The sequence below is a fragment of the Micromonospora sp. NPDC005203 genome (assembly GCF_042872705.1).
Lineage (GTDB): Bacteria > Actinomycetota > Actinomycetes > Mycobacteriales > Micromonosporaceae > Micromonospora.
This window is the reverse complement of the sequence record NZ_JBIAKV010000004.1, coordinates 308,147-320,614: the sequence shown is the minus strand read 5'-3', so window position 1 is coordinate 320,614 and position 12,468 is coordinate 308,147. Positions and strand designations below refer to the sequence as shown.

Annotated in this window: 7 protein-coding genes; 2 read left to right on the top strand and 5 right to left on the bottom strand. The window is 70.6% G+C overall.

Annotation, left to right across the window (positions count from 1 at the left end; all coding sequences use genetic code 11):
• Window positions 1-31: 31 nt before the first annotated feature.
• On the top strand, window positions 32-1,501 hold the full coding sequence (locus ACFYPM_RS13175) for a hypothetical protein (RefSeq protein ID WP_387195162.1): 1,470 nt from the start codon (window positions 32-34) through the stop codon (window positions 1,499-1,501).
• Window positions 1,502-1,577: 76 nt separating this feature from the next.
• Window positions 1,578-5,018: an NACHT domain-containing protein gene (locus tag ACFYPM_RS13170; RefSeq protein ID WP_387195159.1), complete on the top strand. Its 3,441-nt coding sequence runs from the start codon at window positions 1,578-1,580 to the stop codon at window positions 5,016-5,018.
• Between the two features lie 88 nt (window positions 5,019-5,106).
• On the opposite strand, the gene ACFYPM_RS13165 is transcribed toward ACFYPM_RS13170, so the two are convergent.
• The 5 genes from ACFYPM_RS13165 to ACFYPM_RS13145 form a co-directional block, all read right to left on the bottom strand.
• On the bottom strand, window positions 5,107-6,300 hold the full coding sequence (locus tag ACFYPM_RS13165; RefSeq protein WP_387195156.1) for a glycosyltransferase: 1,194 nt from the start codon (window positions 6,298-6,300) through the stop codon (window positions 5,107-5,109).
• Between the two features lie 12 nt (window positions 6,301-6,312).
• Window positions 6,313-7,683, bottom strand: a complete 1,371-nt coding sequence (locus ACFYPM_RS13160; protein ID WP_387195153.1) for a glycosyl transferase family 1 — start codon at window positions 7,681-7,683, stop codon at window positions 6,313-6,315.
• Window positions 7,680-9,095: a lipopolysaccharide biosynthesis protein gene (locus ACFYPM_RS13155; protein WP_387195150.1), complete on the bottom strand. Its 1,416-nt coding sequence runs from the start codon at window positions 9,093-9,095 to the stop codon at window positions 7,680-7,682. Before ACFYPM_RS13155 ends, ACFYPM_RS13160 begins: the two co-directional genes overlap by 4 nt.
• A gap of 138 nt (window positions 9,096-9,233) precedes the next feature.
• Window positions 9,234-11,108 carry a polysaccharide biosynthesis protein gene (locus ACFYPM_RS13150; protein WP_387195147.1) on the bottom strand — a complete coding sequence of 625 codons (1,875 nt, stop codon included), beginning with the start codon at window positions 11,106-11,108 and terminating at the stop codon, window positions 9,234-9,236.
• Between the two features lie 148 nt (window positions 11,109-11,256).
• Window positions 11,257-12,405 (bottom strand): DegT/DnrJ/EryC1/StrS family aminotransferase, encoded by a 1,149-nt coding sequence (locus tag ACFYPM_RS13145; protein ID WP_387195144.1) that lies wholly within the window; start codon window positions 12,403-12,405, stop codon window positions 11,257-11,259.
• Between the last annotated feature and the right edge of the window lie 63 nt (window positions 12,406-12,468).

Genomic DNA, 12,468 nt, shown 5'->3' with positions numbered 1-12,468 from the left:
GGGCCGGCCGCCCGGCCGGGAGCGGTCCGCGGTGACCACCGTCGACGGAATCAGCCGTGGCCGCCACCGCTCGCCGGTCGGCGACCTGCAACTCCTGGCCGCGCCGCGACCTGAGCACCGGGCACCCCCGACCGGGGCGGCGCTCCGCGCGGCACCGGCCGGTCGCACCGTCACCTGGCTGCCGCTGGTGCTGGCGCTGTCGTGGATGCTCGGCACGTTCGCCGTGTTCTGGTTGACGAGACTGGCCCGCGATGTCACCAACCCCTACCAACTCTCCGCCTTCGTGCTCGTGGCGACGGCGCTGTTCGCCGGTGGATACGTGGCCCAGATGGCCCGCCGTCCACCCTCGCTGGCCGCCGCGACACACTCCATCGGCCGCGTCCGGCTGGTGCGTCAACTGGTCCTGGCCAGCGCGGTCTACTACGTCGTCGTGAGCCTGACGCGGCTGACCCAGTTCGGCGCCACCGGCCCCAGCAGCGTGTGGGCGAACATCCAGGCCCCCGCCGCCGGCTACGTCAACAAGTTCGACGTCTATCAGCAGGGGTTCGGCAGCACGAGCCCGTGGATGACCGCGCTCTTTCCGCTCGGCGTGCTCAGCGTCGCTCTCGTACCGCTGCTGGTCGTGCACTGGCGCAGTCTGCCCGGCTGGCTGCGACTCGCCGGCGTGGGCGCAACGACCACGCACATCGCGTTCTACCTCTTCATCGGCACGATGAAGGGCCTCGGCGACGTCGTCATCATGCTCGCGGCCGGAATGTTGATCGCGTGGGCGTCGGTCCGGCACCGGCCGCGGACCCACTCGCGCCGGCGTCGGGCGCTCCTGCTCGTTGTCGCGGCGTTCGTGCTCCTGGCCACCTACATGATCCACAACCACGCGACACGGGCGGCCGAGTTCGGCACCACGGGCGACGTGGTGCGCGTCAACCCGTCGGTGGAACGGGTCGTGGGTAGACCGCTGGCCGAGGGCATCGCCGCGATGATCGGTTACCCGACGCACGGCTACCTCGGGTTGTCCTACAACCTGAAGGTGCCCTTCGAGTGGTCCCGTGGCCTCGGCAGCGCGCCGTCCGCCGCGATCTTCGCCGAGCAGACCCTCGACGTGGACCTCAGCGACCATCCGAGCTTCCCCGACCGGACGGAGAACGAGATGGGGTGGCCGGCGCGCATGTACTGGGCCACCATCTATCCCTGGCTCGCCTCGGACCTCACCTTCCCCGGTGCGGCGCTGTTCATGGGGCTGGTCGGGTGGCTCTTCGCCGGCTCGTGGCGTGCGGCGGTGTCGTCCCGCCGGGTGGTCCCGTCGCTGATCTTCGCGCAGCTCTGCATACTCGTCTTCTACGTGCCGGCGAACAACCAGCTCGGGATGGCGCCGGAATCCATCGTCGGGATGATCACGTTACTGACGCTGCACGTCATGCAGTCGCTCTCCGGCACGCGCCGACCGATCGCCGCCGACCCGGCTACCGCCGCGCGGTCTGCCGGCAGCCGGGGCATCATCTGACCATGGTCGGAAAGGGGACTGTTTCGGCCCCCGGACGGTAGTCGAGGTTGTCGCGACAATACCCCATGATTACGCTGTGCGATCAAAGCGTAACGGTAAGAGGGTCGGTTGGTGGCTCGCTGCGGCGGCGGCGGCGACGGCGGCCCTGGCCGGGCTCTGGGCTCTGGCGGCGTTCCTGGGCAATCAGGAGCCAGGGCGGGCCAGCGACGCGGCCCAGGTCCTCTCGTTGTTGGTGGCGTGTGCGGCACTGGCGGGGCCGCTGATCGTCTGGCTGGTCCGCCGAGGGCTTGCCGCGCCGCCGCAGGCATCGGAGCCGATTCTGCGGCGGCTGCGGCGGGCCGGATCCGTGCAGTGGTCAGCGGAGGTCGCGGCGCGGCAGTTGCATTCGCCCCGTCCGTTGCGGCTGCGTTGGCGCCCGACAGGTCGTGCGGTTCAGGTGTCGGCGGCCACCGTCGCCGGTAGCGCCACCGAATTCGAGGGTCAGCTCCTGCAGGACCCGCGCGACACCCGACCGCCGGCCACGGCGTTGGCGGCGGCCTTCCACGACCACCCGCAGCGGCAGCTGGTGATTCTGGGTGAGCCAGGGGCCGGAAAGACCACACTGGCGATCCTCTACACGTTGGCCGCGATCGACAACAGCGGGCCGGACGGCCCGGTGCCCGTCCTGCTGTCGGTAGCCGGATGGGACCCGGTTGAGCCGCTGCAATCGTGGCTCACCAACCGGATCATGCTCGACTACCCGCAACTGGCGGGGCGGTCCGACGAGTTGGCAGCACTCCTGGCCGACCGGCTGGTGGTACCGGTGCTGGACGGCTTGGACGAGATGCCCGGCCCGCGCCGTCCACACGCGCTGCGGGAACTGGACCGCGCTGCCGCCACCGGTCTGCGGATGGTGCTCACCTGCCGCAGCGACGAGTTCCAGCACACAGTTGACGAGGCGGGTGCCCTCGCCTTGGCAGCGGTGATCGACGTCGAGCCGGTGCGGATCGTCGACGCCGAGGTGTACCTGACCCAGCGCGAGGTGAGCGGAAGCCAGCGATGGCAACCCGTGCTGGAGGCAATGCGGCGGGACCCGGACGGCCCACTGGCCACGGCGCTCTCCACGCCGCTGATGATCGGCCTCGCTCGCCGCGTCTACCAGGCCCCACAATCCGCACCACAACAACTGGTCGCGCTAGCGACGGCGAAGGCTGTCGAGCGGCACCTTCTCGAAGGGTTCCTGCCCTCGGTCTATCCCGATCCGGCAGCGGCTAGGCGGGCCAGTCGCTGGCTGGCGTTCCTCGCCCATCATTGTCGGGACCGGATGCGGGATCCGAACCTGGAGTGGTGGCGGTTGGCCCGAGCGGCGCCCCGCGCCGCGCTGGTCACGCTGACAGTTGCCCTCTTCGGGGTGCTTGTCGGGATCCCCATGGCGGTGGCGCTGGTGATGGCCGGCGAACCTGTCGCAGAAGCAGTGTTCGTCGCGACCGTCGTCATTGTTCCGGTCGGCCTCGTGCTGGGCGTCCATGGTGCCCGAATAGCCCATGCACCCCCGTCGATGTCGGAGCGGAACGCGGGCGCGACAGTGTTGACCGGCGTGCTGCTGGACCTGAGGGCAATCGCCGTCCTCGTGCTGACTGGCGTTGTCATACCGCTCGCCCTCGTTGGCCTGATCTTGATGTGCGCCGAGATGGCGTATCGACCGGCCGCAATCGCACTGAACAACCTTCTGCTGGACCTGGTCGACCAACTCCGCAATGACGATGGCGTGCTGCTGTCAGGTACCAATCGCACTACTGCGCCATCTGTGGTTGCGGCGGGTGTCGCGCTGTTGGCAGTCGCCAACGCGCAGGCGGCCGGGCGGGCGAGCGCACCCCGGCTCAGCGCACCCCGGCTGCGGGATCTTCCATCGAGCCTCGCTGTCGGTCTCGGCGTCGCGCTGATCCTCGGCATCGGCGCCGCCGCGCTGATTGGGCTCGGCGGTGACAACGTGGAAGACATGGTCATCGGTGGGCTGCTGGTCACCGCGCTCGCGGGCATCCACATCGCGCTCGGGCGTTGGCTGGGCACCCCGGCAGAGCATGACGCGGCAGCCTCACCCGAGGCGCTGCTGCGGGGTGACCGCACGACGCTCCTCGTCGCGGTCGGCGGTGCCGGCGCGTCGATGGCGGGCGTCGGTGCTGCCCTCGCCTGGTTCATGAGCACCCCCGCGACGGTCACGATTGGCATCGCGGTGGTGTTCATGACACTCTCCGCAGTCCTGGTCCTGTTCGGATCCGGCGCACCCTGGCTGCCCTACACCCTCGCCCGACTGTGGCTCATGCTCCGGCGTCGGTTGCCCTGGCGACTGACCCGCTTCCTCAAGCAGGCACACGCGGCAGGTGTGCTGCGACAGGCAGGGCCTGCCTACCAGTTCCGCCACGACCTGCTACGGGGTTACCTCGCCGACACCTGGCAACCGTCGGCCGACGTGCCGAGGCAGCCGCGCGGACAGCGCGGTGCACCGGCTGGACCACTATCGGCGCGCCTCACCAGCCGCCACAGGCAGGTGCGCCTCGTTGGTGTGGGACTGGCCATCGCGCTCGCGCTGACCGTGGTCAGCCGCATCGAGCCGTCCATCGGGCCAGTGCGGATGGCCCCCCTAGCTCATGGGGTTGCGGCGCTGGCGATCAGTTCGGGCGGCACCGTCATCACTTCGGCGCACGTCGATCGCCGGGGTCTTGCCGTCGACCGTTACCGCCTCAAGACTGACGGACGGCCGCGCCGGCTCTGGTTGATGCCCGAGCCCACCGGGTTCTGCCTGACCATGAGCAACGACGGCTCGAAGGTCGCGACCTGTGCGCCTCTTTCCCACGATCCTCGCCGCGGCAGCTTGATGAATGTGGAAAGCGGCACCGTCAGCACCCTGCCCGGTGCCCCGCTGCGGGCCATGGCACTCGACCCGGACGGTCGATCCCTGGCCACCGTCGATGTCGACAACGCCCTACGGCTGTGGCCGCTGCACCCGGATGCCCCGCCGGTCATCGTCGCCGAGAACGTCGGTGACGTCTTGAGTGTGGCGGTGAGCGCCAACAGCCCAACCATCGTCACCGGCGACAGGTCCGGCCAGCTCGTGGTGCGAAACCTGGGCACCGGTGCGGTCCGCACGCTCGCCGGCGACGGAGGTCCGGTCTACGCTCTGGAGATCAGCCTGGACGGCCGGACCGTTCTCAGCACCGACGATCGCACCTACCGGGTGTGGGATGTCGCCGGGGGTGTCAGCCGCACCATCCCGGCCTGGCCCGGAGGCGGGGGGACCGCGCGGCTGAGCCCGGACGGTCGAACAATTGTCACCGTGGACCGGGTCCGGGACCGGTACCGACTCGACCTGGTGCGGCTGTGGTCGGCGACCACTGGACGTCGTCTCGCCGTCCTGCCGCGGGAGACGGACCCCGTCGACGCGCTTGCTTTCAGCGCCGACAGCCGCCACCTCGTCACCGCCCACTCCTACTGGGCAGCGGTGTGGGACGTGAAGAAGACGATCTCCGGCCGGCGCTGAGTCACGAGCAGGGACGCCGAGGTGCCGTGACGAATCCGTGCGCACCCGGGCACGCCACCGGATGGTTCCCTCCTGCTACCCGTGCGCGTCAACTCCACTGCCGGAAGAACCTGCCGAGCGGCTCCGCGTACGCCCGGTAGTCGAACGATTCGAGCGCCTGGCTGCGCGCGGCCTGGCGCATCACGCTGCGCTGCGCGGAACTCAACCCCGCCGCCGCGCGGAACGCCCCGGTGACCTCGGCGACCGAGTGGTCCCGGCAGACCAGGCCCTCCCGGTGGGGGCGCAGGTATCTGCCCATGTCGCTGGTGAGGTTGGCGATCACCGGTGTGCCGCTGGCGAGACTCTCGCAGAACTTCGTCGAGAAGCCCGCGTCCGCCGCCAACTCCGGCCTGCGGACGAGGACCGTGAAATCGGCGCCCTGTAGGGCGCTCGACACCTCGACCTGCGGTAGCCGCCCCAGACACCGCACCCCGTCCGGCAGCGGCCGACCGCCAAACAGCCGGCGCACCTCGTCCAGCGTCGGACCGTAGACGCGCAGCTCGACACTCGCGCCGTCGCGTTGGACGTTGCCCACCGCCTCGATGACGGTGCCCAGGAGATCCTTCCGGTTGCCGTGCGGATTTCCCGCGTAGGCGAGCGTGAGCGGAGGTGCGTCGCCCGCGGTCTGCCGTGCCTCCAGCGTCAGGCCCTTGACGTCGAGAGTGGGTGGCACCCGCAGGACCGGTCTGCCGCTGCGGCGGTAGTGGTCTTCCAGGTAGGAGCTGATCGCGATGATGCCGTCGCACCGCGGGTAGTAGTGGCGCAGGGCCAGCTTCATGCTGACGTGCAGCGGGCCGAGGTAGCCGCCCCGCACGTGGCGTCCGTTGAACCAGTCGACGACGTCGACGATCAGCGGCACCCGGTGCCGGCGACACCAGCGCTGGAGGTGGAACATGTACTGCGCCTGACCGCCGTGCACCAGCACGTGGGACGGCCTGGTCGGCTGGGCGTCGAGCCACCGGACCGTCCGCTGACCCCAGCGCACAAGCGTCTGCACCGAGCTGCCGAGCGGCCCCGCCGCCGGCGACGGCCGCTCCGCGAGACCGAGGTGGGAGACCGAGCCCGGTCCGTCGACGCCCGGCAGCGCCGTGCTGGTGAGCGGCTCCGGTCCGCCGCCGGCGACCACCACGTCGTAGCCGGCGGCGGCCAACGACGCCACCAGTCCGTAGACCCGTCGGGACCCCGCCTCCCCCCACGGGAAGAGGAACGGACCCACACAGGCAACCCATCCGGTACGTCTCATCGCAGCACCCATCTAGGTCAGTTGCCGGTCGGCGGCCCCGGCGGTGGTGGATCCGGTCCGTGCCGCCGAGCCCAACGTGGCGGCGAACCGCGCGGCCACGTTCTCCTTGGCGTGCTCCTGCCGTGCGAACGCGGTCCCGTTGCGGGCCAGCCGTTCCCGCAGGGCCGCGTCCCGGCAGAGGTCGGTCAGGCCGCGGACGAGCGCCGCCGTGTCGTCGGTGCCGACGATCACGCCCGCATCGGCCTCCTGGATGTGGTGCATCGACGCCACCTCGGCCGGCCCGTAGCCGAGGATCGGCCGGCCCGAGGCGAGGTACTGGGGGATCTTCGTCGAGACCGAGTAACGGGTGTAGCGGCGGATCTCCTCGTCGAAGGACTCGATGTGGACGAGCACGTCCGCGCCGTGCAGCGCGGCGGGCACCTCGTCGCTGGTCAGCGACGGCCCCAGCCGTACCCGCGCCAGCGACGCGAAGTGTGGCGCGTACCGGTTGAGGTCCTGCTCCGGAGCGTGGATGGTCAGCCGGACGGGCAGACCGGCCACGGCCACGTCGTCCAGTGCGGCGCCGATGTCGCGCAGCGACTCCCAGCGGTTGAGGTGCAGGGCGCCGACGTAGACCAGCTCCGTCGTCTCCCGCTGCTCCGCCGCGCCCCGGGGTGGGGCGAAGAAGGTCTCGTCGACGCAGTTCGCGAACGGGCTGAACGGAACGCCGTACCGCCGGGCGTACTCCTGGGCCATCGGCGCACTGATGACCATGCCGAGCGGCGCCCGGCGGATGAGTCTCGCGACCGTCTGCTGGACGGACCGGTCGGCCCGGCCGAAGAGCTCACCGTTGTCGTACAGGGTCGCCGGCCAGTCGTCGGTGAAGTGCGGCACGACCGGGACGCCACAGGTACGCGCCGCGAGCGCCGTGATCCTCGTCAGCCGCACACTGCCGAGCATCGAGTAGACGACATCCGGCCGGAAGCCACGCATCCACTCGATCAGCGCCGGGGGTACGCGGATCGGGCTGAGATCGGCGGTCGCCCGCAGTTGCGCGTAGACCTTGGCCAGGGTGGGCCGGCTCTCCGCCGCGGCGTGTACGGCGGCGATCGGCCGGCTCTGTTGCAACGGCGTGCGACCGTTCCAGCCCGACATCCGCATGGCGTAGTACTGGATCGGCAGGTAGTGGTCGCGCGGCGGAAAGTGGAAGAAGTTCTCGCACACGTCCGTGGTCGGCGTGATGTTCCCGGTGTGCACCTGGGCGAGGCGGTCCTTGGGCCAGCCGGAGAAGAGGTTCGACAGGGTCAGGGCGGTGCCGCTGACGCGGCTGAAGGGCGTGTGGCTCACCACCAGTACCCGTGGGAATTCCTCGTCGAACACCATCGGTGCCTCCACCTCTCTCATGCGGTCCGTATTCTCAGCGCCCGCCGGTAGCCGAAGATGGCCGCCGGGACAACGGTCACGGTGTAGATGACAACGGCGACGTACGGTGCCGCGGCCACCCCCCACCAGTGCACCCCGAGCAGTTTTCCGACAATTGACAGCGGTAGGTACAGCAGATAGCCGCACAACTGGGGGCGGACGACTCCGGCCGCGTTCTGCACCATGAACCGTGGTGAGATCGCGGCCAGCACGATCCACCAGCAGGCGAGGCCCAGCAGCAGTGAGCGGTTCCCGATCGAAATGGGAAGCCAGGCGGCGAGAATCTGCTCGCCGAACAGCACCAGAATGGTCGAGGGCAGGAGGGCGACAATCGTCGAGACGATCGTCATCCGGCGCACGGTGCGGCGAATCCAGTCGAGGTCGCCACGCGCCAGGGCCTCACCGTGCATCGGCCACAGTGGTTGGTTGACAAGTGTCACGAGCGCGCCGAGCTGGTTGAACAATCTGGCCGGCACCGCGTACGCGGTGACGCTGGCGAGGCCCAGCAGGTGCGCGATGATCAGTGGGTCGGCGTTGTCGGCCAGGACCATGATCAGGGTGACCAGGAAGAACATGCCGCCCAGGCCGAACAGCTCCCGGACTCCCCGACCGTCGACGAATCTCAGCCGGGGCGCCAGGTGCGGCAGCCGCCAGCCGAACGTCCAGACCGTGTTGGCGATGTTGACGAGCAACGGGCCGATGGCGATGCTGGCGATCACCGCTATCGGGGGCAGTTTCGCGTACACCGCGCCGAGCGCGAGGGGTAACGAGAGCGCGCTCGCCGTCGCCTGCCAGACGTTGCTGGCCGCCACCTGCTGATACGCGTACTGGACGCGGGCGACAAGCGACAGCGGAATGTTGAGCAGGAACGCGGTCAGGCACACCAGGGCGACGAGGTGGGCGTCGCGCGCCGCCGTCCCGGTCGCGTTGAACAGCAGCGGCCACGGGACGAACCCACCGAGCAGCCAGAGCAGGCCACACGTCGGGAGCGCCACCCCGCACACCGCCGCGTAGGCGCTGGAGACGTACCGCCGGGCCGCGTCCGAGTCGCCCTCCACCCGACACGGCGCGAGCCTCGTCATGAGCCCGAGGCCGACACCCAGGTCCGCGAAGGCGACCATCCCGGTGACGGCGAGCACCGCGGCCCAGAGCCCGTACAGGTCGGTGCCCAGGTAGGACAGGGTCACGGGGAGGAGGACGAGTGGTACGAGAGCGCTGACCGCCCGGCTCAGCGCCGCGGTGGCGATCCAGGACAGCAGCCGACGAGCGCGACTCGGGCCGGGGGGAGCGGCGTCGACCGAAGCGGGTGGCTCCAACGTCTGGACGGCGCGCCGCGACCTGGGCGATGCGTGCAGCGGCTCGTGCTGCTGAGACCTGCCGTCCCGGGTCCGCATCTGTCGGTCCTATCGCTTCGCGGCGAACGCCGGAGGGACGCGGCTGCCGCGTCGCGGCCTCGCGCCGGGGTTCCCCACGGTCATAACTGCCGGTGCGGGGATTTGGGTGCGGCTCTCGGCCACCGTCCGCCGCGCCGGTCAGCGGGACTGCAGGGGTACGCCCACCGGACCGCCCACCGTCGGGTCGATCGGCTGGGCGCAGAGCATCGCCAGGTGCTCGGTGAGCTTCGCCGCGTCGTCGTACGGGTCGAGCCCGCTCACCTCCATCGGGTCGAGCGCCGGCACGGCGACGTGGGACACCAGCGGGTGGAACGGTCGGGTGTCAACCTCGCCGGTGCCGAACAGGTCCTCGTGCAGCTTCTCGCCGGGACGAAGGCCGGTGTAGACGATCGGCACCCTGCTGGACGCCTGCTCGGCCATCTGCCGGGCCAGGTCGGCGATGCGGACGGGCTCACCCATGTCCAGCACCAGCGCCTCCCCGTCCCGGCCGATCTCGGCGGCCTGGAGCACCAGGTGGACCGCCTCCTGGACGGTCATCAGGTAGCGGGTGACGTCCGGGTGGGTGACGGTCAGCGGCCTGGCGTCCTCGATCTGTCGCTGGAAGGCCGTCACCACCGAGCCGCGACTGCTGAGCACGTTGCCGAACCGGACGCTGAGAAAGGTCCCCGGGAACCGGGACGCGGCGTGCGCGGTCAGTCGCTCGGTGATCCGCTTGGAGTACCCGAGCACACTGATCGGGTCGGCCGCCTTGTCGGTGGAGATGTTGACGAATTTGGCCACGTCCTGGCAGGCGTCCAGCACCGACAGGGTGCCCCAGACGTTCGTCTTGACCGCCTCGCCGGGGTAGCGCTGCAACAGGGTCAGGTGCTTGAGCGCCGCCGCGTGCAGGATGACCTCCGGACGGCGCTCTCGGATGATCCGGCGGAGGCCCTCGTCGTCGCGCAGGTCGGCGAGGATCAGCTCCGGGCTGTCCAGCATGGCGCGGCCGGAGAGCGACATCTGCAGGCCGTGCAGGGCCGACTCGTCCCGGTCCAGCATCATCAGCTCACCCGGATCGGCCTTCATCACCTGGCGGCAGAGCTCCGAGCCGATCGAACCGCCGGCACCGGTGACCAGGACCCGCCTCCCGGTCAGGCTGTTCGTCTTGAGCGGCAGGTCACCGATGACCTGGTGGCGGCCGAGCAGGTCGCCGATCTGCACGTCCCGGACGTCGGTGACGGTGATCCGGTGGTCGACCAGGTCCCGCACGGGGGGCAGCACCTTGAACACCGCCCCGGCGGTGAGCGTGGCCTCGCGGATCTGGCGGATCAGCGCCGCGTCGGCGTTGGCCACCGAGAAGATGACAGCCTTCGCGCCGGTACGGCGGATCACGGCATCGATGTCGCGCCGCCCGCCGAGCACCCGCACCCGCCGGATGCGCAGGTCGCGCTTGTCGGGATCGTCGTCGAGGGCACCCACTGGCAGGTACCGGCCGCGCGGGTCGCCGAGCATCGCCCGCAGCAGCTCCTGGCCGGCGTTGCCCATCCCGAACAGCAGCACCGGCGTCGACGACCGGACGTCGGGACGCATGGAGAGATCGCGCCGGTGCCGGTACGCGAACCGGGCGCCGAGCATCAGGAGCAGGGCGAGTGCGCCGCCGACCAACGGGGTGCTCGCCGGTACCGGCCGCTCACCTGACGACAGCAGGGCGAGCAGCACGATGGCCGCCGTCAGGATGGCGGTGCTGGCGACACCCTGGACCTCCTGCAGGCTGCCCAGCGGATGTCGTCCGGAGTAGAGCCGGCGTACCGCCGCCACGGCCACGTGCGCGACTGCCGCGAGCAGGCCGATCGCCGCGGCCCGGCCCAGTTGGCCCGCCGGGAGGTCGAACTCGAACCGGGTCCACACGGCTGCGGCGAAGCCGCTGACCCAGGCGGTGGTGTCGGTGGCGAGGAAGCCCGCGGTGCGGCGCCGAGCCCGGGCCCGCCGTGTCGAGCGGTCCGCGTGCTCCGTGTGCTCGGTCTCCTGCGACATGTGCTGGCTCCCTGACCCGTCTCCGACCGCAACCGCCGCCTACGGCGGAAGGGACTGAACGCCTTTTGTCCTTGTTACAGGTAGTCTCGTGTTTTTGCGTGATTTCGGGGGAATGCCGCACCGGCATCGCCTCCGCGCCGTCCGGTCGTCACACCGGGCGGGCTCCCGTCCGCAGGCTCAGGAACTCCTCGATCGCGACGGACACCCGGGCTATCTGCGGCTCGGTCAGGGCGCTTCCGCTGGGCAGCGTGAGCCCATCGGTGAACAGCCGCTCCGCCGCGCCGGTGAGCAGGCTCTCCGCGCCGTCGTGCATGGGTTGCAGGTGCATGGGCTTCCACACCGGCCGGGTCTCGATGTCCCGCTCGGCCAGGTGGGCCCCCAGGTCGTCGGCCCGCCAGCCGCACCGCTGCGGATCGACGGTGATGACGGTGAGCCAACAGTTGGACTCGCCGTCCTCCGCCCCGAGCAGCCCGACGCCCGGCACCGGGGCGAAGAGCTTGGCGTAGTGGTCGCGCAGGTGCCGGCGGCGGGCGATCATCGCGTCCAGCCGAAGCAACTGGGCTCGACCGAGCGCCGCGAGCAGGTTGCTGAGCCGGTAGTTGTACCCCGTCTCGCGGTGCTCGTAGTGCCGCGCCGGTTCGCGCGCCTGGCTGGCGAGGTGGCGGGCGCGGGTGAGCAGCGCGGCGTCGTCGGACACCAGCATCCCGCCGCCGGAGGTGGTCATGATCTTGTTGCCGTTGAAGGAGAGCACTCCGACGCGTCCGAAGGAGCCGGCAGCCTGCCCGCGGTGGCGGGCGCCCAGGGCCTCCGCGGCGTCCTCCACCACCGGGACGTCGGCGTCCGCGCAGACCGGGACCAGGGCTTGGTAGTCGGCGCAGCTGCCGAACATGTCGACGGGAACGACGGCGCCGACCCGCTCACCGCGCGACCGCAGCCGTCGCAGCACCTCGTCGACGAGGGCGACGTCCACGTTGCCGGTCCGGGGGTCGCAGTCGACGAAGACTGGCCGCGCCCCGATGTAGCGGGCCGCGTTGGCGGTGGCGACGAAGGTGAGCGTGGGCACGACGACCACGTCGCCAGGGCCGACACCGACACCGAGCAGGGCGAGGTGCAGAGCTGCCGTCCCGGAGTTGACGGCCACGGCTCCGACGGCGCCGACCCGCTCGGCGACGTCCTGCTCGAACGCCGCAAGGTCCGGGCCGACCGGGGCGACCCAGCCCGAGCGCAGGGCGGCGACCAGGTAGGACTCCTCGAGCGGCCCGATGTCGGGGGGCGACAGGTACACGGTGCCACTCATCGGGCACCGTCGTTCACGAGAGCACCAGGCATCGGCACGATCCCACCTCCAGCAGCGTCGGGA